The organism is Acidovorax sp. A79, from assembly GCF_041154505.1.
In the GTDB taxonomy this organism is placed as follows: Bacteria; Pseudomonadota; Gammaproteobacteria; order Burkholderiales; family Burkholderiaceae_C; genus Acidovorax.
Window position 1 is genome coordinate 4,646,681 of the sequence record NZ_AP028672.1, and the last position, 19,893, is coordinate 4,666,573.

Genomic DNA, 19,893 nt, shown 5'->3' on the forward strand with positions numbered 1-19,893 from the left:
CCGTTCGGGCTGTTTGCCTGAAGTGGGTCAGGCGGCCAGGGCCAGGGCTTTCACCTTGGCGGACAGACGGCTCTTGTCGCGAGCAGCCTTGTTCTTGTGGAAGATGCCCTTGTCAGCCACGGTGTCGACCACGGCCTGCATCTTGGCGAACAGTTCGGTCGCCTTGGTCTTGTCGCCAGCCAGAACAGCCTTTTCGACGTTCTTGACAGCGGTACGGTATTTGGAGCGCAGCGAGGTGTTCGCAGCGTTGATCTTGACGTCCTGACGGACGCGCTTGCGGCCCGACGCCAGGCGCGGGTTCTTCTTCTTGGGTTTAGCGGATGCCATGGTTTTGATTCCTTGAGTCTGAGGATGATGCCAGCAAAGCCCGCGATTATAGCCCAGAGCCACTTACCGTGGTCACGGCGGCTGCTGCCGGCGCGTTGCCATCGCCTGCGCACCCGTTGGAAACGGCTCTGCCAGGCCACCGGGTGCGGCCTCCCTGGGAGACGCTCCTGGGGGACGGCGCGCAGCGGCACAGGGGGGCTACACTTCTTGCGGTGTCACTGTTCAAAGCCGCCTCCACCGTCTCCCTCCTGACCCTCGTCTCCCGCATCACCGGGCTGGTGCGGGAGCTGCTCATGGCATCGGTCTTCGGGGTCAGCGCCATGACGGACGCCTTCAATGTGGCGTTCCGCATTCCCAACCTGTTTCGCCGGGTCCTCGGCGAAGGGGCCTTCAGCCAGGCGTTCGTGCCGGTGCTGTCCGCTACCCGTGCCCAGGAGGGCGACGAAGGGGCCCGGGCGCTGATCAACCATGTGGGCACCTTGCTCGCATGGACGCTGGTGCTGCTGTGTATTGCCGGTGTGCTGGGCGCCCCCTGGATGGTGTGGGGCATGGCCAGCGGGCTCCAGCAGTCGCCCCAGGGTTTTGACGCCGCCGTCACCATGACGCGCTGGATGTTCCCCTACATCGGCTTCATGTCGCTGGTGGCCCTGGCGGGGGGCATTCTCAATACCTGGAAGAAGTTCGCGGTGCCCGCGGCGTCGCCGGTGCTGCTCAACATCGCGCTCATTCTCTCCATCGTCCTGGGGGCGCCCTGGTTCGCCCGCCATGGCATCGAGCCCATCTACGCGCAGGCCGCCGGGGTCATGGTGGGGGGGCTGCTGCAGCTGGCCATCCAGGTGCCCGCGCTGGCGCGCCTGGGGCTGCTGCCGCGCATCGGGGTGCGCTGGGCGGCGATCCGGGCCGCCTGGTCGGACCCCACCACGCGCAAGGTGATCCGCCTGATGCTGCCCGCGCTGCTGGGGGTGAGCGTGGCGCAGGTCTCGCTGCTCATCAACACGCAGATCGCCTCGCACCTGGCCACCGGCAGCGTGAGCTGGATCACCTACGCGGACCGCCTGATGGAGCTGCCGACCGCGCTGCTGGGCGTGGCGCTGGGGGTGGTGCTGATGCCGCAGCTGGCCAGCGCCCGCGCCAAGCAGGACGACGAAAGGTATTCGGCCATGCTTGACTGGGGGCTGCGCCTGGTGGTGTTGCTGTCGGTGCCCTGCATGGTGGCCTTGCTGGTCTTTTCAGAGCCGCTGGTGGCGGTGCTGTACCACTATGGGGCCTTTGGCGACCAGGACGTGCGCCAAACCACCCTGGCACTCACGGGTTATGGCGTGGGCCTGGTGGGCATTGTGGCCATCAAGGTGCTGGCGCCCGGTTTCTATGCCAAGCACGACATGCGCACCCCCATGCTCATTGCGGTGGCGGTGCTGGTGCTGACGCAGCTGATGAACCTGGTGCTGGTGCGCTACCTGCAGCACGCCGCCCTGACGCTGACCATCGGCATCGGGGCCCTCGTCAATGCCGCCTGGCTGCTGATCGGCCTGCTGCGGCGCGGCAGCTACCGGCCCTTGCCTGGCTGGGGCAAGTTCGCCCTGCAGGTGATCGCCGCGAGCGCCTTGCTGGCCCTGCTGCTGGCGTGGGGCGCGCAGCACTTCGACTGGGTGGCGATGAAGGGGCAGACCCTTCGGCGCATAGGGCTGCTGGCCGGGCTCATGGCTGCGGCGGCCGTGCTGTACTTCGGCGCGCTGTGGGCGGCCGGCCTCAAGCTGCGCCAGCTGCTGCGGCGCTGACGGCGGCAAAGGCCGCAAATGTGCTGCCAAGCGGTGCCTTCTGTCGCTTGACGCAGGCCGGCGCGGCACTTACAACCCTGCCATATGTCCCTGAGCTATTCCGTGCCCACCTCGCTGGAGTACTTTGCATCGCTGGTGCAGAGCGACGACCACTTTCCGCTGCTGGAGGCCGCGGCCAGCCTGGCCCACGACGAGTACCCGGAACTGGATGTGCAGCAGTTGCTGGGCGACATGGACCAGCTGCTCGCCCGCATCAAGCGCCGCCTGCCCGCCGATGCGCCCGCGCTGCAGCGCCTGCGCACCCTCAACCAGTTCTTCTTCGCCGACCTGGGTTTTGGCGGCAACGTCAACAACTACTACGACCCCGAGAACAGCTACCTCAACGCCGTGCTGCGCACGCGCCGGGGCATCCCGATTTCGCTGGCCGTGCTGTGGATGGAGCTGGCCCAGGGCCTGGGCCTGCATGCGCGGGGCATCGCGTTCCCCGGGCATTTCATGGTCAAGGTGCTGCTGCCCAAGGGGCAGGTGGTGCTCGACCCGATCTCGGGCCAGTCGCTCAGCCGCGAGGAACTGGCCGAGCGGCTGGAACCCTACAAGCGCCGCAACGGCTTGGTGGACGACTACGATGTGCCGCTGGGCCTGTACCTCCAGGCGGCCACGCCGCGCGACATCATCGCGCGCATGCTGCGCAACCTGAAAGAGGTGCACCGCACCCAGCAGGACTGGCAGCGCCTGATCACCGTGCTCGACCGGCTCATCGTGCTGCTGCCCGAGGCCTGGGGCGAGCGGCGCGACCGGGGGCTGGCCCATGCCGAGCGGGGCAATACGGCCGAGGCCGTGGCCGACCTGCAGGCCTATCTGGCCCATGCCGAAGACGGTCTGGACATCGACCTGATTGCCGACCGCCTCAACGCACTGCGCGGCTAGAACGGTGCGCTGTGCGCGGGCTGGTCGGCCCGTAGCTGTGCCAGCTGCCGGCGCAGCTCGGTGTTCTCGGCGGTGAGTTCCGCCACGCGGTGGCGCAGGGCCTGCAGCTCGTCGGCACTTCCCTCGGCGCCCGTGCCCGGCTGTGGCGCGGCCTTTTCTTCCTTTTCTTCTTCTTCTTCTGAACGCGCTTCGTCGCGCGGCTTGCGCTTGTTGAGTTCGCGCACGCGCTTGGCGGCCTGCTTGAGCTCATCCTTGCCCGCGGCGACGGCCGCCACCTGCTCCTCGGCGGGCAGCGTGGACACGGCGGCGGCGGCGTTGATGGAAATGGTGCCGGACTTCACGGCGGCCACCAGCTCGGGGGCGGCCTGCTTCTGGATCTTCTCGATCATCACCACCTGGCTGCTGCTCAGCCGCGCGGCCCGGGCGATGGCCTCGCGGCTGGCCAGCGGATCGGGGGCGGGCAGGGCGGCAGCGGCCTCGGGCGCCGCCGGGGCGTCCGCGGCCAGGGTGTCGGGTGACTCCGAAGGCTCCGGGGCGCGCGCCTTGCGCTCGGCCATGATCTCGCGCTTGCGCAGGGCCAGCACACCGCGCTGGAAGTCCGACACGCTGCGGCGCCCCAGGTGCTGGTCGATCATCCACAGGTGCACGTCCTCCATCGACTGGAAACGCGGGTTCTGCACCGTCTGGAAGGGCAGGCCGTGCTTCTGGCAGATGCCGTAGCGGTTGTGGCCGTCCACCAGCACGTCGCCCCACAGCACCAGCGCGTCGCGGCAGCCCTCGGCCAGGATGCTGCGCTCCAGGGCCTCGTGCTCGTCGGGGGTCAGGGGTTCGATATAGGCTTTGAGTTCTTCGTTGACGACGATGTTCATGGTGGAAAGCGGTCCGGGAGCAGGGCAAGGGGCGCGATTGTAGACATGCCCGGGCCCGCACCTACCGATCGTGGGTGTCCCGCAGCGCCAGCCAGCCCGCCACCGCCGTGAAGGCGGCCACCACGGCCACGATGATCCAGAAACCGTGCCCGTTGTCCGCCAGCGGCACGCCGCCCACGTTCATGCCGAACAGCCCCGCCAGGATGTTGATGGGCAGGGCCAGCACGGTCACCACCGTCAGCACGAAGAGGCTGCGGCTGTTGGCTTCCTGCACGTTGGCGGCGATCTCTTCCTGCAGCAGCTTGATGCGCTCCTGCAGGCCCTGCATGTCGCGCAGCACCACCGAGAATTCCTCCGTGGAGTCGCGCAGCTCCTGGGCATCGTCCGCGCCCATCCATGCGGGCGGGTGCTGCAGCAGGCGAAACAGCGCGGCGGGCTCGGGGGCCAGCAGCCGCTGCAGGCGCACGAGCAGGCGCCGCAGCACCCCGAGCCGCGCGCGCTTGTGGTCCAGGCGGCCGGCCAGCAGCTCGTCCTCCACGTCGTCGATGCGCTGGGTCACGCCGCGCACGATGTCCACCAGGCCCGAGGCCTGGGTGCGCATCAGTTCGGCCAGCAGGGCCACGCTGGATCGCGGCGCCTGCCCGCTGCGCACCGCCGTGCGCAGCGCATCCACCGAGCGCAGCGGCCGCGTGCGCCCGGTCACCATCAGGCGCGGCGCCACGCTGGTCCAGAGCGTGGCGATGTCCGAGGGCTCGAACGCGAAGTCGAAGTGCGCGTCGTTGAGGACGGCGATCAGCGTGTCGTCGTCGCGCTCGATGCGCGTCGATACCGAGCGGTCCTTGAGCGCATCGAAGAAGGCCTCGGGCAGGCCGGCGTGCCGCTCCATCCAGCGCACGGCCTGCGCGTGGCGCAGGTTGAAATGCAGCCACAGGAAGGTGGTGGCGTGCTCCGCTTGCGGCGCTGCGGTGCCCGTGGCTGGCGGATGCCGCAGCGCGCTCAGCCACTGCGCGGCCTGCGCCGAATCGACTTCGCGCGGGGGTGCGTCGGCATCCAGCAGATAGCCGCAGATCAGCCCGGCGGCATCGCCGCCGTAGTTCAGGTGGGCATTCACGGCAAAGAGGGCGCGCGGCGGAAAGGAGGGAGACAGGCTGGCACCGCCGCATGTTGGCGCGCGGGCGTGACAGCGCCGTGACAGATCACGCCGATGTCACAACACTGTCACCTGCCGGCGCCACGATGGCGCATCTCTCTGTCTATTTGCCTGCACGGATCGGTTGCCCATGTTTCACCAGAACACCCTTGACACCCAGGACTTGATGCAGCGCATCGCCAACGACCTGATCGACAGCTACGACGAAGAGCTGGAGCTGGAGATCGAGGACCGCAACGTGGACGATCTCGGCGTCCCCCAGCCCACGGACAAGCTGGCGCGCCAGCTTTACTTCAAGGAGCTGTTCCGCCTGCAGGGCGAGCTCGTCAAGCTGCAGGACTGGGTGCAGCACAGCCGCCAGAAGGTGGTGATCCTGTTCGAGGGGCGCGACGCGGCGGGCAAGGGCGGCGTGATCAAGCGCATCACCCAGCGCCTGAACCCGCGCGTGGCCCGCGTGGCCGCGCTGCCCGCGCCCAACGACCGCGAGCGCACGCAGTGGTACTTCCAGCGCTATGTGGCGCACCTGCCCGCCGCCGGCGAAATGGTGCTGTTCGACCGCAGCTGGTACAACCGCGCGGGTGTCGAGCGGGTCATGGGCTTTTGCACCGACGACGAATACGAGGAATTCTTCCGCACGGTGCCCGAGTTCGAGAAGATGCTGGTGCGTTCGGGCATCACGCTCGTCAAGTACTGGTTCTCGATCACCGACGAGGAGCAGCACCTGCGCTTCCTCGGGCGCATCCACGACCCGCTCAAGCAGTGGAAGCTCAGCCCCATGGACCTGGAAAGCCGCGTGCGCTGGGAGGCCTATACCAAGGCCAAGGAAACCATGCTGGAACGCACCCACATCCCCGAGGCGCCCTGGTGGGTGGTGCAGGCGGTGGACAAGAAAAAGGCGCGCCTGAACTGCATCGCCCACCTGCTGTCGCAGCTGCCCTACCAGGAGGTGCCGCATCCGGCGGTGGTGCTGCCCGACCGCGTGCGCAACCCCGAGTACCTGCGCCAGCCGGTGCCCGCGTCGATGTACGTGCCCGAGGCGTACTGAAGCCCTCGGGGCAAGATGATTGCTATTATTTATATAGCTTTCAGCGCTTTCCCATCAAGCGCTGGAGGCCAGAAAAGCCTCAAGTACAGGACTGCGGCGCCGCACCCCTGAGCCTCTGGACCGTCGGGACCGCATCCCGCTCCTGCAGCGCCTTCGCGAGGGGACTCTGGCACGGCGGTGTCCGTGTGGCCGGGGCAGGGCCCTTGTGGATTGGCCACGCCACGCCGCACAGTGGTCTCCTGTGTGTTCCTTCTCAGTGGGGCCGCCGCGCCGTGCCCTGGGACGGCGTGCCGCCCCGGCCGAACTGGTGCCAGGCGCGGCGCAGCTGCGTGTCGGAGCTGAAGCCCGCCATCTGCGCGGCCTGGGTGACGTTGCGCCCGGACTGCAGGGCCGCTTCGGCCGTGGCCAGTCGGATGCGGCGCAGGTACGCCAGCGGCGCGATGCCCGCATGCTCCAGGAACAGCCTTGTGAGGTGCCGGGGCGAGGTGTGCGCCACCTCCGCCATGGCGGGCACGCTCCAGTCGGCCTGGGGTTGCTGGCCCACGGCGTCCTGCACGCGGTGCAGCGCGGCGTGCAGGTGGTTGCGGTGGTGCAGGAAGGGCGAGAACTGCGGGTCGTCCGGGCCCCGGCGAAGCCCGATCACCATCGCCTGCGCCACCTGCACGGCCACGGTGGGGCCGCACAGGTCCGAGATGCGGTGCAGCAGCAGGTCGATGCCGGTGGTGACGCCCGCGCTGGTGTAGATGGGCCCGTCGGTCACGAACACGCGGTTGGCGGCCACGTCGCAGCGCGGGTCCACCTCGGCCAGTTCGTCGAGGTGCAGGTGGTGCGTGGTGGCGCGCCGGCCGGTGAGCAGGCCGGCATGCGCGGCGAGCACCGCCCCGGCGCACACGGTGACCAGCTCGAGCTGCCCGGCCACCGGGCGCAGGCCGCGCAGCCAGTGCAGCAGCGCCTGGGCCTCGCCGTGGCCCACGTCGATGCGCCGGCCCGGCAGGCCCACCAGCACCACCCAGGCGGGGCTGGGCAGCACCTCGGGCAACGGCGCCAGGCCCGTGAGCGCGACGCCCACGGAGGTCATGGACTCGGGCGTGGGGCTCACGAAGTGCTGCACGAAGCGCTCGGGCAGGCCCCGTGCGCGCAGCGTCTGGTTGGCGATGCGCAGCGCCTCCGCGGGGCCTGCCCAGTCCAGCACCAGGCTGCCGGGCAGCAGCGCGAAATAGACGTGGATGGGGGCGGGTGGCATGTCCTGCATCAGTGTTTCCTTGCTTCGTCCGCGGCCTTGAGAACCGGCACGGCCGGGGCCCCTGCCCCCGGAGCCGGCCTTGCCAGGCCCCGGCGGGAGAGGGGGAGGGGCGGCACGGGCGGCCTTCAGGGCGCGGGATTCCAGGGCGTGTCCATCTGGCGGGCGGTGCGCTGGGAGAGCGCCGAGCCCGCCAGGCGCGTGACCAGATGCAGGCTCATGTCGATGCCCGCGCTGATGCCCGCAGACGTGACGAACGCGCCCCGGTCCACCCAGCGCACATTCTCCTGCACGTTGAGCGCGGGAAACTGCGCGCGCAGGTCCGCGATGTCCTCCCAGTGCGTGGTGACGGGCCCTTCGGTGACCACGCCGGCCGCCGCCAGGATGAACGCGCCGGTGCATACCGAGGCCGTGACCCGCGCGCCGCGCGCGGCCCGGGCCACCCAGGCGCGCGTCTGGGCGCAGGCGGCGGCTGCATCGACCACGCCCCCGGGCACGATGAGCACGTCCGGCGCCACGGCGGTGGCGAAGTCGGCATCGGGCAGCACCCGCAGGCCGGCGCGCGCCTGCACCGGCTGCATGCCGCGCGCCACGCACTGCACGGCAAAGGGCGCGGGTGCGCCGGGCCGCAGGCGCTGCTGCATGCGGGTGGCGGTGGTGAACACCTCGTAGGGGCCCGCGAGGTCAAGGGCCTCCACGTCGTCGAAGACGAGGATGGCGATCTTCAGCGGATGGGGGGCAAGGGTGGCTTCGGTCATGGTGCGGTGGCGGGCTGGGGTGGCGTGGGGGTGGAAAAGACGTAGCGCGGGTAGGTGTCCTGCGCGGCGGCGACCGCCTGCAAGTCCAGGTCCACGGTGCAAAAGGGCTGTGCGGGCGTGGTGCGCGCAAGCATGGCGCCGTCGGGGCTGATGGCCCAGCCCGCGCCGCCATAGGTGCCGGCGGCGGCATCCACGCGGTTGGACGACAGGCTGTAGGCCCCCGTGCGCACGGCGGCCACGGTGCCCACCGCCAGCCATTTGGCGGTGGTGGCCGCCGCCGTGGCACGCGGCGACAGGATGGCCTGCACGCCGCCGAGCGCGGCATAGGCGCCGTAGGTGTCCAGTGCCCAGAGTTCGGAGCAGATATTGAGCCCGAAGCCGAGCGCACCGGCCTGCAGGCGGGGGAAGGCGGCGTCGCCGCGCTCGAACCAGTGCGCCTCCCAGCCGCCGGGTTCGTCGGGCAGGTGGAACTTGCGCCGCAGCGGCAGGTAGCCGCCCTGGCGCGACCAGGCAAAGCCCTCGTTGAAGCGCTGTCCGCCCACCGTGACCGGGCGGGCGCCCACCACCCAGTCGGTGTCCAGCGCGTGCAGGCGGGCTTGCCAGGCGTCGCTCAGCGCCACGGCGGCATCCCAGTGGGCGGGTTCGGGGGGCAGGGTCTCCCACAGGGGTTCGACAAACGCGAACTCGGGCAGCAGCACCAGCCCGGACCGCTCGGCGCGGGTGTGCGCGCACAGGGCGGCCCAGGCGGCCTCCAGCAGCACGGGTTGGCAGGGAAGTTCACAGACGGTGGCGCGCATGGCGGTGGATCCTCGTGGCATGGGCAGTGTGGAAGCGGGCGGGCAAGGGTGCGGTGCCGATCACTATCGGACAAATCTCAAGAGGCCTGCTTCTGCAGCGGGTATCTTGCAGCGCTCATAGTGCCTGCGGGTACTGGATGTGTCCGAACTCGATGGGACAGGTTTCGATCAATTTGCGCCATATATCGGGCGACACCTGCCGCGTGGATGCCGGCAAGGTGCCCAAGGGCTCTGGAAAGTCCGAGGAAATGGCCCACCACGCTGGATGGACAAGGGGTTCCAGCTATCAAATTGAGAGTTTCGTGCGCGGGAGGCCAGATGCTGTTATGGTGATTAGGGTTTTCCCTTGTTTCGTGGGGCGCCCCACCGCCTGCATTGGCCACGCCCCACCGCCGTTTGTTTGCCGCCCTTCATTTTTTTTCTATTCCCCCACACCAGCACACCATGGCCCCACGCTCCCGCCTGTTCTCCCTGTCAGCGCTGACGCGGGCGTACCAGCGCAACCTGAAGGCCCTGGTGCGCGCGACACGGCCCGCGCGCCCGGTGCGGCGCAAGGCGGCGGTGCCGCTGGCGGCGCCAGTCGCCGCGCGGGCTGGGGCGGCGGCACCCGGCGCGCGCGCGCCGCGCAGCCCCGCCGTGCGGGGCGAATGGCTGGCGGGGGTGGCGCCGGGGCCCGCGGGGGCGCGGCGCTACCACCTCTACATCCCGCCGGGGCTGGCGCCCAGGCCGGGCGAGCGTTTTCCGCTGCTGGTCATGCTGCACGGCTGCGGCCAGACGGGGCGCGATCTGGCCATCGCATCGCGCATGAACCGGCTGGCCGCGCGCGAGCGGTTTCTGGTGCTGTACCCCGAGCAGGAGCGCGTGGCCAACGCGCACGGTTGCTGGAACTGGTTCGAGCGCCGCAGCGGCAAGGCACAGGCCGAAGCCGCCACGCTGCTGGCCGCCGTGGACAAGGTCGCGCGCCGCCAGCCCGTGGACCTTGCCCGCGTGGCGGTGGCGGGCCTCTCGGCCGGCGCGAGCATGGCGGTGCTGATGGCCGCGCTGTATCCCCACCGGTTCTGCGCCGTGGCCATGCACTCGGGCGTGGCGCCGGGCACGGCCGAGTCCGCGGCCACCGCCATCGCGGCGATGCACGGGCGGCGCGAGGCGCAGCTGCCCGAGCCCCTGCAGCGGCGCGTGGCCAAGGCGCCGGCCATCGTGGCTGGTGGTGCGGCGCCCATCCCCGCGCTACAGCCCGTGCTGCCTCCGCTGCTGGTGCTGCATGGGGACGCGGACGGCGTGGTGTCGGTGCGCAACGCCGCGGCCACGGCGGTGCTGTGGGCCCAGGCGCTGGGCGCGCGCGCCGGAGCGGTGCGTACCCTGCAGCGTGGCCAGCGGCACGCCATGCAGGTCACGGAATACAAGGCCCGGGGTCGCACGGTGGTGGCGCTGCGCGAGGTGGTGGGCCTGGCCCATGCGTGGAGCGGCGGCGCGGCCCACCAGCCGTACAGCGATCCGGCTGGGCCTGATGCCTCGGCCCTGGTCTGGGCCTTCGTGGCGCGGCAGTTCGATCGCAGGCGGTTTTGAATGAAATGGCGTCCAGGCGCTTGCTGGATAAGCGCTGAATGCTATTGATCAAGTAGCAAAAGAGCCGCACGGCGTGCCATGGCCGGGCGGTGCGCGCGAGAAGGACGCGCGCGGTGGGAAGCCCCGCCGTCAGCGCAGCTGGCGCGGCGCCGCGGCCGCGGGCAGGGAGGGCGCCGCGTGGCCGGCGCCATGCGCGCCGTTCAGGTGAAAGGCCGCGACCACCTGCTTGAGCTCGTGCGCCTGCTGCTGCAGCGCGGCGGCGGCGGCGGTGGCCTGCTCGACCAGCGCCGCGTTCTGCTGCGTGCCCTGGTCCATCTGCGCGATGGCCTCGTTGATCTGCTCGATGCCGTCGGTCTGCTCGCGGCTGGCCTGGCTGATCTCCTCGATCACGGCCGACACGCGCAGCACGCTGTCCACCACGTCCTGCATGGTGGCACCGGCCTCCTGGGCGAGCTGGGCGCCGGCTTTCACCTGCTCGGCGGAGTTCCCGATCAGGGCCTTGATTTCCTTGGCGGCTTCGGACGAGCGCTGCGCCAGGCTGCGCACCTCGGTCGCCACCACCGCGAAGCCCCGGCCCTGTTCCCCGGCGCGCGCCGCTTCCACGGCGGCATTGAGGGCCAGGATGTTGGTCTGGAACGCGATGCCTTCGATCACACCGGTGATGTCGGACACCTTGCGCGACGAGGCGTCGATGGACCCCATGGTCTGCACCACCTTCTCCACCACCGCGCCGCCCTTGCGCGCCACGTCGGAGGCGGACTGCGCCAGCACGCTGGCCTGGTGGGCGTTGTCGGCGTTCTGCTTGACGTTGGAGGTCATCTCCTCCATCGACGCCGCCGTCTGCTCGAGCGCGCTGGCCTGCGATTCGGTGCGCGCGGAGAGGTCCTGGTTGCCGGACGCGATCTGCTGCGAGGCGCTCGCGATGTGCTCGGTGCCGTCGCGCACGCGCTGCACGATGCGGTGCAGGCTGCCCTGCATGCCCTGCATGTCCAGCAGCAGGCTGGAGCGGTCGCCCTCCCGGGTCTCCACCGACACCGACAGGTTGCCCTCGGAAATGCTGCGGGCGATGGTGCGCGCGTAGCCGGGCTCGCCGCCCAGCTGGCGCAGCAGGTTGCGCGAGATCAGCGTGCCCACCACCAGCAGCGCCGCACCCAGCAGCAGCGCCACGGCACCAAAGCCCAGCGCGCGCTGCCAGATGGCGGAATTGACCGTGTCGATGTACACCCCCGAGCCGATGACCCAGCCCCAGGGCGCGAATCCCTTCACGTACGAGGTCTTCTCCACCGGCGTGTCGCTACCTGCCTTGGGCCACAGGTAGGGCACGAAGCCCGCGCCGCCGGCCTGCACGGTGCGCACGAACTCGACGAACAGCTGTTTGCCGTTGGGGTCCTTGTTGGCGGTGAGGTCCTGGCCGTTCAGCTCGGGGCGGATGGGGTGCATCACCATGCGCGGGTGCATGTCGTTGATCCAGACATACTCGTTGCCGCTGTAGCGCAGCGCCTGGATGGCCGCCGCCGCGCGCTTGCGGGCCTCGTCATCGGGCATACCGCCCTTGGTGCTCAGGTCGTGGAAATGCGTGGCGATGCCGTGCGCCGCCTCCACGACCTGGCGCACGCCGGTCTGGCGTTCTTCCAGGATCAGCTGGCGCTCCGACACCAGGAACCATGCTGTCATCACCACGATGCCGAGGATCGCGCTCAGCACCAGAAGGGCCAGTTTTCTTGCGATGGTCATGGGAAGCCTTTACAACGGGAAGGTCTGGACGCGGTGGTCCTGCGGGCTGCACGGCACTGTCAGGCAGGGTACTGCCGCAGCCTTTGCGCAAGCCTTGGCGAAAACCCGCATGAGCAGGGCACGGCCGGCGAAAGAAGGCGGCCCAGGCGGGGCCCGGGGCGGGATATGGCGCCGGCGTTGTCCGGCCCCGGCACCCCCGGCGCGGGGGGCGCGGCGTCTACACGAGCCGCGCCGCCACCAGTTCCTTCTTGAGGTAGGCGTAGAACAGCGGCGCCGCGACCAGCCCCGCGGGGCCGAAGACGGCCTCGGCCACGAACATCACGCTGAGCAGCTCCCACACCCCCATCTGCGTGCGGCGGCCCACCACCTTGGCGTTGATGACGTATTCGGCCTTGTGGATGAGGATCAGAAAGCCCAGGCAGGCGGCAGCGGCCAGCGGCGATACCGACAGGCCCACGATGGTGATCACCACGTTGCACACCAGGTTGCCCACGATGGGCACGAGCCCGGCCACGAAGGTGAAGGTGATGAGCACGGTCGTGTAGGGCAGCGTCAGGCCCCACAGCGGCAGCACGAACAGCAGGAACAGCGCCGTGAGCAGCGTGTTGAATGCCGCGATCCAGAACTGCGCCGCCACGATCTGGCGGAACGCCTCGCCGAACAGCGTGATGCGCAGCTTCAGCTGCTGGGCCAGCGGCCCCCGCGCCAGGGCAGGCGGGCGCACGGCGGCCAGCGCGCCGATCAGCAGGCCCACATAGGCAAACAGCAGGCCGGCCAGCCAGGCACGCCCCGCCATGGCCAGCGCGCCCGCCTTGGCGCCCAGGTAGCCGGCGATGATGCGCTGGATTTCCGCCGCGCCTTCCGGCAGGTGGGCCGCGACGTCGGCGGGCAGCTTCAGGCGCAGTTCCAGCACGGTGCGCGCCATGTAGTCCAGCAGCTCGCGGTACTGCTGGGGCGCATCGACCAGGTAGCCCCGCGAATGGGTGAGTCCCGCCGCCAGCAGGGCCAGTGGCAGCAGCATGACCAGGCCGGCGGCCACGACCTGGGCCGCCCGCACGCTGCCGGCGGAGGGCGTGGCCTGGCGCTGCGCCCGGCCCAGGCCGTGGGCGAACCAGCGCGTGAGGGCGCGGGTGAGCAGGAAGCCCAGGCACACGCACAGCAGGCCCGGGAGCAGGCCGCGCCACATCACCAGCAGCAGCACGGCCGCCACCAGCAGGTAGCTGGCCACCACGATGCCCCGGGTCAGGGTGCGCGGCGGCAGCGTGGCGGGCGTGGGTTCTGGCGGCGCAGAGGAGAGGGGGGCCGAAGGGGGACGCTGCGCCATGCGCGGAAGCGGGCTGGGGTGGTGGGGCGAAAGTCGATCGGTCAGGCCACGACCACGGCGGCGCCATCGCCGCGCGGCGCGATCGCACCGATGGTGTACACCTTCTCGCCCGCGGCGGCCAGCGTGGCGGCCGTGGCGGCGGCGTTGGCGGCGTCCACCACCACGACCATGCCGATGCCGTTGTTGAAGGTGCGGTTCATCTCGATGTCGTCGATGCCGGCGGTCTTCTGCAGCCAGGCGAACAGCTCGGTCTGGGGCCAGCTGCCCTTGGTGAGACGGGCGGCCGTGCCGTCGGGCAGCACGCGCGGGATGTTCTCCAGCAGCCCGCCGCCGGTGATGTGGGCCAGGGCCTTGATGGGGTGGGCGGCCAGCGCGGCCAGCACGTTCTTCACGTACAGGCGCGTGGGTTCCATGACGGCCTGCTTGAAGGGCTTGCCGTCCAGCGTGGCGGGGGCGGTGGCCCCTGCGCGGTCGATGCACTTGCGCACCAGCGAGAAGCCGTTGGAATGCACGCCCGCCGAGGCCAGGCCCAGCACCACGTCGCCGGGGGCCACGTCCCTGCCGGTCAGGATCTTCGACTTTTCGACCGCACCGACCGCGAACCCGGCCAGGTCGTATTCGCCGGCGGGGTACATGCCCGGCATTTCGGCCGTTTCCCCGCCGATCAGGGCGCAGCCCGAAAGCTCGCAGCCCCGGGCGATGCCGCCGACCACGGCCGCGGCCGTGTCCACGTCGAGCTTGCCGCAGGCGAAGTAGTCGAGGAAGAACAGGGGCTCGGCGCCCTGCACCAGCACGTCGTTCACGCTCATGGCCACCAGATCGATGCCCACGGTGTCGTGCATGTTCCACTCGAACGCCAGCTTGAGCTTGGTGCCCACGCCGTCCGTGCCGGAGACCAGCACGGGCTCCTTGTAGCGCTTGGGCACCTCGAACAGGGCGCCAAAGCCGCCGATGCCCGCCAGCACGCCTTCGCGCATGGTCTTCTTGGCCAGCGGCTTGATGCGCTCGACCAGGGCGTCGCCCGCGTCGATGTCAACGCCGGCGTCTTTGTACGAAATGGGGGTGGAGGGGGCAGAAGAGCTCATGGGTGGTGTGGTGCAGATAGGCCCGCGCGGCGGGCTGGAATCCGGGGATTTTAAGGGGCATGCCCCGCCGTGCCTCCTCAGCCCTGTGCCGGCGGGGGCTTTGGGGTGGCGCGGCGGGCCGCCGCGGCCTGCAGCAAGACGCCCGCCAGCGCCAGGGCGGCAAAGCACATTCCGGCGCCGAAGGTGGCGCTGGCGCCCCATTGGTCCCACAGCAGGCCGGCCAGCGCGCTGGCCACCAGCAGGGCCACGCCGCTGACCAGGTTGAACATGCCGAAGGCCGTGCCGCGCAGGTCGGCGGGGGCGGTATCGGCCACCATCGTGGCCAGCAGGCCCTGCGTCATGGCCATGTGCAGCCCCCACAGGGCGATGCCCAGCCAGGCGGCGATGCCCTGCCCGGTGAAGGCCAGCAGCGCATCGGCGGCGATCAGCACCACCAGCCCCCCGGCGAGCAGCGTGGTGTGCCGGGCCGTGTCGGAGAGCTTGCCGAGCGGGTACGCGCCCAGCGCGAAGACCACGTTCATCAGCACCAGCACCAGGGGCGTCAAGGCGAGGGGCAGGCCGCCTTGCTGCATGCGCAGCACCAGGAAGGCTTCGCTGAAGCGGGCCAGGGTGAACACCGCGCCCAGGGCCACCACCCCCCAGTAGGCGGGGCCCAGCCGCCGCAGGCTCTCGCGGCGGATGGGGTTGGCGCGGGCGGCGCCGGCGGGGCGCTCCGGCTCGCGCACGCCCACGACGAGCAGCACCACGCACAGCGCGGCCGGGAGCACCGCCACCCAGAAGACCGCACGGAAATCGTTGGCCCAGAGCAGCATCAGCCCCATGGCGAGCAGCGGGCCCAGAAAGGCGCCCACGGTGTCGAGCGACTGCCGCAGTCCGAAGGCCGCGCCGCGCATGCCGGGCGGGGCCAGGTCGGCCACCAGCGCATCGCGGGGCGCGCCCCGGATGCCCTTGCCCACGCGGTCCAGCAGCCGCGCCGCCACCACAAGGCCGACGGTGGTGGCCAGCGCGAACAGCGGCTTGGACAGGGCCCCGAGCCCGTAGCCCAGGATGGCCAGCGGCTTGCGCCGGCCCCACCAGTCGCTCAGGACGCCCGAGAACACCTTCAGGATGAGGGCCGTGGCCTCGGCCGCACCCTCGATGAGGCCCACGGTGAGCATGCTGACCCCCAGCGCCGCGACCATGAAGACGGGCAGCAGGCTGTGGATCATTTCGGACGAAATGTCCATGAGCAGGCTCACCAGGCCCAGGGCCCAGATGCTGGCCGGCAGGCGCTTGGAGGGGGAGGGTGGAAGGGCCATGGGTGCTGACGAGGCAGAGCGTGGGGAAGCCGGCGGCCGAAGGGGGCCGGCGGGAGACTAAAATCGGCTCCATTGTCGTTGCCGGGCCTCTTCGCAAGGAGTTCCTGCCCTGGCAACGGGCCGTCGGCCACCACTTTCGCCGCACCCGCCGCAGTCACCTACGGCCGGGCGCTTCCAACTTCATCCGTGATGCTGCTGCTGATCCCTTCCTTGTCTGCCGCTCCCGCACTGAATGCCACGGGCCTGGCCATGCTGCCCGGGTGCCGCGCATGAAGCAGCTGGCGCTGGACATCGGCCTGGCCACCGGCCCCACCCTGGCCCGTTTTTTCGCGGGCCCCAACGAGGCGGCCCTGCAGCACCTGCGCCTGGCGGTGGGCGAGGGCAGCAGCCAGGCCACCCGCTCGCCGGTGCCCACCTACCTCTGGGGCGAGCCCGGCAGCGGCAAGACGCACCTGCTCACGGCCGTGCGCCACGCCCTGCGCGAGCAGGGTGCCAGCGTGGGCTGGCTCGACCCATCGGTGGCCGAGCCGCCGGATTTCGATGAGCGCTGGGCCGCCATCGTCATGGACGACGTGCACCTGTACAGCACCGCCCAGCAGGCCACGGCCTTCAACTGGTTCGTGAATGCCATCAGCCCGGCCAGCGGCAGCCAGCGCTGGGTGCTGGCCGCGGGCGACCTGCCGCCGGCCGACCTGCCCCTGCGCGACGACCTGCGCAGCCGCCTGGGCTGGGGCCATGTGTTCCAGCTGCAGCTGCTGGGCGAAGCCGAGCGCCGCTCCGTGCTGCGCCAGGAAGCCGACGCGCGCGGCGTGTTCCTGGGTGACGAGGTGATGGACTACATGCTCAACCGGTTCTCGCGCGACCTGGGCAGCCTCATGCAGCTGTTGGACCAGCTCGACGCGTTTGCCTTGCGCACCCAGCGCGCCATCACGATTCCCTTGCTCAAGACGATGCTGGAATCGGAATGACGCCGACCCATGCGCCCCTTTTTGTCTGTGAAACTGAATGACTTCTGAACCCCGCCGCCTGCGGCTTGCGCTGTTTGACCTGGACCACACGCTGCTGCCGCTCGACTCCGACTACGAGTGGGGCGAGTTCACGATCCGCATCGGCTGGAACGACCCCGTGGAGTTCGCGCGCCGCAACGACGAGTTCTACGCCCACTACCAGGCGGGCACGCTCGACGTGCACGACTACGTGCGCTTCGCGACCGAGGCCGTGCGCCTGCGCGGCCCCGAGGCGGCGGCGGCCGCGCACCTGCAGTTCATGCGGGACGTGATCGGCCCGGCCATCCAGCCCCAGGCGCTCAGCCTCATCCGCCAGCACCAGGCGGCGGGCGACGAGGTGCTGATCGTCACCGCCACCAATGAGTTCGTGACCACCCCCATCGCCCAGGCGCTGGGGGTGCAGCAACTGCTGGCCGTGCAGCTGGCGCGCGACGCCAGCGGCTGGTACACCGGCGAGATCGACGGCATTCCCACCATGCGCGAAGGCAAGGTGCGGCGCATGGAACAATGGCTGGCCGAGCGGCAACTCGGCTGGGGCGATGTCGACAGCACGTTCTACAGCGATTCCATGAACGACGTGCCCCTGCTGGAGAAGGTGAACCACCCGGTGGCCACCAATCCCGACCCGCGCCTGCGGGCCCTGGCCCAGGAGCGCGGCTGGCGCATACTGGATCTGTTCACGGCCCCAGCCGGCCAGGATGCCGCCTGACACCTGCGCCCCGCGCCAGACCCCCCTGATTACTCCCTACCCATGATCAAGAAGTTCATCGACAAATTGCTGGGCAAATCGACGCCCGGCACCTCGGGCGGCAAGCCGCATTTCGGCAAGCGCGAAGAGGTGCCCGCCTCGGTGCACGGCATCAACCCCGAGCTGGTGGACCGCCGGGCCGCCGAGGTGGTGGCCACGCTCAAGCAGGCGGGCTTCGAGGCCTACATCGTGGGCGGCGCCGTGCGCGACCTGCTGCTGGGCCTGCGCCCCAAGGACTTCGACGTGGCCACCAACGCCACGCCCGAGCAGGTCAAGGGGCTGTTCCGCCGCGCCTTCATCATCGGCAAGCGCTTTCGCATCGTGCACGTGGTGCACGGACGGGGCCGCGAGCACGAGGTGATCGAGGTGTCCACCTTCCGCGCCTACCTCGACAACGCCGCCGCCGGCCAGGTGGCGGGCAACGAAAAGACCAGCAAGGCCCAGCTGTCGGGCATGCAGCATGCCGTGGACGCCAGCGGCCGCGTGCTGCGCGACAACGTCTGGGGCCCGCAGGACGAAGACGCCACGCGCCGCGACTTCACCGTGAACGCCATGTACTACGACCCGGTGAGCCAGATCGTGGTGGACTACCACAAGGGCCTGCAGGACGCCAAGAAGAAGACGCTGCGCATGATCGGCGATCCGGCCACGCGCTACCGCGAAGACCCGGTGCGCATCATCCGCGCCGTGCGCTTCGCGGCCAAGCTCAGCCCTCTGGGGTTCAGCATCGACGCCAAGTCGGCCGCGCCGCTGGTGCAGTCGCAGGCCCTGCTGGCCGAGGTGCCGCAAAGCCGCATGTTCGACGAAATGCTCAAGCTGCTGCAGACGGGGCACGCCATTGCCACCGTCGAACAGCTGCGCAAGCTGGGCATGGCCAAGGGCATCTACCCGCTGCTGGACGTGGCCGTGGAGCGCGCCGACACGCCGTTTGTGAAGGCTGCCCTGGTGGACACCGACCGCCGCGTGAACGAAGGCAAGCCCGTGGCCCCGAGCTTCCTGCTGGCCTGCGTGCTGTGGGAAGACGTGCGCAATGGCTGGCAGGAGCGCCTGAACCAGCGCCAGCATCCGCTGCCCGCGCTGCAGGAGGCCATCGACGAGGTGTTCGACAAGCGCATCGGCGACGTGTCGGGCCGCGGCAAGCTGGCGGCCGACATGCGCGAGATCTGGGTCATGCAGCCGCGCTTTGAAAAGCGCGTGGGCAACACCCCGTTCGGCATGGTGATGCAGCCGCGCTTTCGCGCCGGGTTCGACTTCATGCGCCTGCGCGCCGATGTGGGCGAGGTGGAGGAGGCGCTGGCCGAATGGTGGCAGGACTTCCAGGCGGCCGACGACGAACGCCGTGACGACCTGATGGACCAGGCCAAGGAAGAGCAGAAAGCCCGCCAGAAAGCCCAGCCGGTGGTCAAGCGTGTGCCGCGCCAGGCCCCTGCCGCCGGGCCAAGGGCTGCGAGTGGGGCGGACGCGGAGGGGGATGGGGATGCCGCCCAGGGCGCGGCCGACTTTCCTTCCGAGGGCGGCGCTCCCAAGAAGCGCCGCCGCCGCCGCCGCAAGCCCGGCGGGGGCGACGGTGGGGCGGGCCCCGGCGGGTCCGGTTTCGCGGTGGATGCCTGACCCGCTGCGGTCCGATGCCGTGCGCCCCGGCACCGCGCAGGCCCTGGTGCCCATGAAGGGCCACCGGAAGAACCGATGACACCGATCCAGCCCACGGCCGCTCGCCCGCCACCCCTGGCAAGCACCGGCAGCACGGCCTACATCGGCCTGGGCGCGAACCTGGGCGACGCCCCTGCCGCGCTGCGCGCCGCCGTGCAGGCCATTGCCGCCTTGCCGGCCACCCGGGTCCTGCGGTGGTCGGCGCTGTACCGCAGCGCACCCGTGGATGCCGTCGGCCCGGACTATCACAACGCCGTGGTGGCCGTGCAGACCGCGCTGACACCCCACGGCTTGCTGGCCGCGCTTCAGGCCATCGAGGCCGCGGCCGGCCGCGAGCGCCCCTACCGCAACGCGCCCCGCACGCTGGACCTGGACATCCTGCTCTTTGGCGGGCAGGTGCTCGACACCCTCGCACTCACCGTGCCCCACCCGCGCCTGCGTGAGCGGGCCTTCGTGCTGCTGCCCCTGGCCGAGATCGCGCCAGAGCACGTCCACCCCGCATGGCTGGCGGCGGTACAGGACCAGCACATCGAGCGGCTGCCGGCCGCATGGTGCGAGGCCGTGTAGCCTTTCCGCTCCGCTTTCCGCAA

General features: G+C 70.4%; 18 protein-coding genes. 8 read left to right on the forward strand and 10 right to left on the reverse strand.

Annotation, left to right across the window (positions count from 1 at the left end):
* Nucleotides 1-27: 27 nt before the first annotated feature.
* Nucleotides 28-327 (reverse strand): 30S ribosomal protein S20, encoded by a 300-nt coding sequence (gene rpsT / locus ACAM51_RS21360; RefSeq protein ID WP_218293677.1) that lies wholly within the window; start codon nucleotides 325-327, stop codon nucleotides 28-30.
* A gap of 212 nt (nucleotides 328-539) precedes the next feature.
* Between rpsT and murJ the strand changes: the two genes are divergently transcribed.
* Both murJ and ACAM51_RS21370 read left to right on the forward strand, forming a co-directional pair.
* Nucleotides 540-2,105 carry a murein biosynthesis integral membrane protein MurJ gene (gene murJ, locus ACAM51_RS21365; RefSeq protein ID WP_218293678.1) on the forward strand — a complete coding sequence of 522 codons (1,566 nt, stop codon included), beginning with the start codon at nucleotides 540-542 and terminating at the stop codon, nucleotides 2,103-2,105.
* 84 nt (nucleotides 2,106-2,189) lie between these two features.
* Complete coding sequence (locus ACAM51_RS21370; protein ID WP_218293679.1) at nucleotides 2,190-3,032, forward strand: SirB1 family protein; 843 nt, start codon at nucleotides 2,190-2,192, stop codon at nucleotides 3,030-3,032.
* On the opposite strand, the gene ACAM51_RS21375 is transcribed toward ACAM51_RS21370, so the two are convergent.
* A complete protein-coding gene (locus ACAM51_RS21375; protein WP_369641794.1) occupies nucleotides 3,029-3,901 on the reverse strand; it encodes a plasmid replication/partition related protein in 873 nt (290 codons plus the stop codon). The two genes, ACAM51_RS21370 and ACAM51_RS21375, sit on opposite strands and share 4 nt — an antisense overlap.
* A 61-nt stretch (nucleotides 3,902-3,962) precedes the next feature.
* Nucleotides 3,963-5,012, reverse strand: a complete 1,050-nt coding sequence (locus tag ACAM51_RS21380) for a transporter (protein ID WP_369641795.1) — start codon at nucleotides 5,010-5,012, stop codon at nucleotides 3,963-3,965.
* Nucleotides 5,013-5,181: 169 nt separating this feature from the next.
* On the opposite strand from ACAM51_RS21380, the gene ppk2 reads away from it, so the two are divergent.
* Entirely contained in the window at nucleotides 5,182-6,096 is a 915-nt protein-coding gene (ppk2, locus tag ACAM51_RS21385) for a polyphosphate kinase 2 (protein ID WP_369641796.1), read from the forward strand.
* 253 nt (nucleotides 6,097-6,349) lie between these two features.
* Here the strand turns inward: ppk2 and ACAM51_RS21390 are convergent, their stop codons facing one another.
* From ACAM51_RS21390 to ACAM51_RS21400, 3 genes are all read right to left on the reverse strand, one after another.
* Entirely contained in the window at nucleotides 6,350-7,348 is a 999-nt protein-coding gene (locus tag ACAM51_RS21390; RefSeq protein WP_218293683.1) for a GlxA family transcriptional regulator, read from the reverse strand.
* Between the two features lie 116 nt (nucleotides 7,349-7,464).
* Nucleotides 7,465-8,094: a DJ-1/PfpI family protein gene (locus ACAM51_RS21395; RefSeq protein ID WP_369641797.1), complete on the reverse strand. Its 630-nt coding sequence runs from the start codon at nucleotides 8,092-8,094 to the stop codon at nucleotides 7,465-7,467.
* Nucleotides 8,091-8,891, reverse strand: coding sequence for a carbon-nitrogen hydrolase family protein (locus ACAM51_RS21400; protein ID WP_369641798.1), 801 nt, complete (start codon nucleotides 8,889-8,891; stop codon nucleotides 8,091-8,093). The genes ACAM51_RS21395 and ACAM51_RS21400 overlap by 4 nt, the downstream gene beginning before the upstream one ends.
* Nucleotides 8,892-9,335: 444 nt before the next feature.
* Between ACAM51_RS21400 and ACAM51_RS21405 the strand changes: the two genes are divergently transcribed.
* A complete protein-coding gene (locus ACAM51_RS21405) occupies nucleotides 9,336-10,457 on the forward strand; it encodes a PHB depolymerase family esterase (protein ID WP_369641799.1) in 1,122 nt (373 codons plus the stop codon).
* A gap of 129 nt (nucleotides 10,458-10,586) precedes the next feature.
* Here ACAM51_RS21405 and ACAM51_RS21410 read toward each other — a convergent pair whose 3' ends face one another.
* The 4 genes from ACAM51_RS21410 to ACAM51_RS21425 all read right to left on the reverse strand — a co-directional run bounded on the left by ACAM51_RS21410 (nucleotide 10,587) and on the right by ACAM51_RS21425 (nucleotide 15,898).
* The gene (locus ACAM51_RS21410; protein WP_218293687.1) at nucleotides 10,587-12,191 is read right to left on the reverse strand and encodes a methyl-accepting chemotaxis protein; all 1,605 of its coding nucleotides are present in this window, start codon (nucleotides 12,189-12,191) and stop codon (nucleotides 10,587-10,589) included.
* Between the two features lie 217 nt (nucleotides 12,192-12,408).
* On the reverse strand, nucleotides 12,409-13,515 hold the full coding sequence (locus ACAM51_RS21415; protein ID WP_369641800.1) for an AI-2E family transporter: 1,107 nt from the start codon (nucleotides 13,513-13,515) through the stop codon (nucleotides 12,409-12,411).
* A 41-nt stretch (nucleotides 13,516-13,556) separates the two neighbouring features.
* Nucleotides 13,557-14,600 (reverse strand): phosphoribosylformylglycinamidine cyclo-ligase, encoded by a 1,044-nt coding sequence (gene purM, locus ACAM51_RS21420; RefSeq protein ID WP_369641801.1) that lies wholly within the window; start codon nucleotides 14,598-14,600, stop codon nucleotides 13,557-13,559.
* Between the two features lie 77 nt (nucleotides 14,601-14,677).
* Nucleotides 14,678-15,898, reverse strand: a complete 1,221-nt coding sequence (locus ACAM51_RS21425) for an MFS transporter (RefSeq protein WP_369641802.1) — start codon at nucleotides 15,896-15,898, stop codon at nucleotides 14,678-14,680.
* 269 nt (nucleotides 15,899-16,167) lie between these two features.
* Here ACAM51_RS21425 and hda point away from each other — a divergent pair, with 269 nt between their 5' ends.
* The 4 genes from hda to folK all read left to right on the forward strand — a co-directional run bounded on the left by hda (nucleotide 16,168) and on the right by folK (nucleotide 19,870).
* The gene (hda, locus tag ACAM51_RS21430; protein ID WP_218293690.1) at nucleotides 16,168-16,866 is read left to right on the forward strand and encodes a DnaA regulatory inactivator Hda; all 699 of its coding nucleotides are present in this window, start codon (nucleotides 16,168-16,170) and stop codon (nucleotides 16,864-16,866) included.
* 37 nt (nucleotides 16,867-16,903) lie between these two features.
* A complete protein-coding gene (locus ACAM51_RS21435) occupies nucleotides 16,904-17,614 on the forward strand; it encodes an HAD family phosphatase (RefSeq protein WP_218341714.1) in 711 nt (236 codons plus the stop codon).
* Between the two features lie 42 nt (nucleotides 17,615-17,656).
* A complete protein-coding gene (pcnB, locus tag ACAM51_RS21440) occupies nucleotides 17,657-19,264 on the forward strand; it encodes a polynucleotide adenylyltransferase PcnB (RefSeq protein WP_369641803.1) in 1,608 nt (535 codons plus the stop codon).
* Nucleotides 19,265-19,339: 75 nt separating this feature from the next.
* Nucleotides 19,340-19,870 (forward strand): 2-amino-4-hydroxy-6-hydroxymethyldihydropteridine diphosphokinase, encoded by a 531-nt coding sequence (folK, locus tag ACAM51_RS21445; protein WP_369641804.1) that lies wholly within the window; start codon nucleotides 19,340-19,342, stop codon nucleotides 19,868-19,870.
* Nucleotides 19,871-19,893: the final 23 nt, after the last annotated feature.

Excerpts from the sequence above, each read along its gene's own strand:
- rpsT (WP_218293677.1), bottom strand. The coding sequence starts at position 327 with ATGGCATCCGCTAAACCCAAGAAGAAGAACCCGCGCCTGGCGTCGGGC.
- ACAM51_RS21370 (WP_218293679.1), top strand. The coding sequence starts at position 2,190 with ATGTCCCTGAGCTATTCCGTGCCCACCTCGCTGGAGTACTTTGCATCG.
- ACAM51_RS21375 (WP_369641794.1), bottom strand. The coding sequence starts at position 3,901 with ATGAACATCGTCGTCAACGAAGAACTCAAAGCCTATATCGAACCCCTG.
- ppk2 (WP_369641796.1), top strand. The coding sequence starts at position 5,182 with ATGTTTCACCAGAACACCCTTGACACCCAGGACTTGATGCAGCGCATC.
- ACAM51_RS21390 (WP_218293683.1), bottom strand. The coding sequence starts at position 7,348 with ATGCAGGACATGCCACCCGCCCCCATCCACGTCTATTTCGCGCTGCTG.
- ACAM51_RS21395 (WP_369641797.1), bottom strand. The coding sequence starts at position 8,094 with ATGACCGAAGCCACCCTTGCCCCCCATCCGCTGAAGATCGCCATCCTC.
- ACAM51_RS21400 (WP_369641798.1), bottom strand. The coding sequence starts at position 8,891 with ATGCGCGCCACCGTCTGTGAACTTCCCTGCCAACCCGTGCTGCTGGAG.
- ACAM51_RS21405 (WP_369641799.1), top strand. The coding sequence starts at position 9,336 with ATGGCCCCACGCTCCCGCCTGTTCTCCCTGTCAGCGCTGACGCGGGCG.
- ACAM51_RS21410 (WP_218293687.1), bottom strand. The coding sequence starts at position 12,191 with ATGACCATCGCAAGAAAACTGGCCCTTCTGGTGCTGAGCGCGATCCTC.
- ACAM51_RS21415 (WP_369641800.1), bottom strand. The coding sequence starts at position 13,515 with ATGGCGCAGCGTCCCCCTTCGGCCCCCCTCTCCTCTGCGCCGCCAGAA.
- purM (WP_369641801.1), bottom strand. The coding sequence starts at position 14,600 with ATGAGCTCTTCTGCCCCCTCCACCCCCATTTCGTACAAAGACGCCGGC.
- ACAM51_RS21425 (WP_369641802.1), bottom strand. The coding sequence starts at position 15,898 with ATGGCCCTTCCACCCTCCCCCTCCAAGCGCCTGCCGGCCAGCATCTGG.
- hda (WP_218293690.1), top strand. The coding sequence starts at position 16,168 with ATGAAGCAGCTGGCGCTGGACATCGGCCTGGCCACCGGCCCCACCCTG.
- ACAM51_RS21435 (WP_218341714.1), top strand. The coding sequence starts at position 16,904 with ATGACTTCTGAACCCCGCCGCCTGCGGCTTGCGCTGTTTGACCTGGAC.
- pcnB (WP_369641803.1), top strand. The coding sequence starts at position 17,657 with ATGATCAAGAAGTTCATCGACAAATTGCTGGGCAAATCGACGCCCGGC.
- folK (WP_369641804.1), top strand. The coding sequence starts at position 19,340 with ATGACACCGATCCAGCCCACGGCCGCTCGCCCGCCACCCCTGGCAAGC.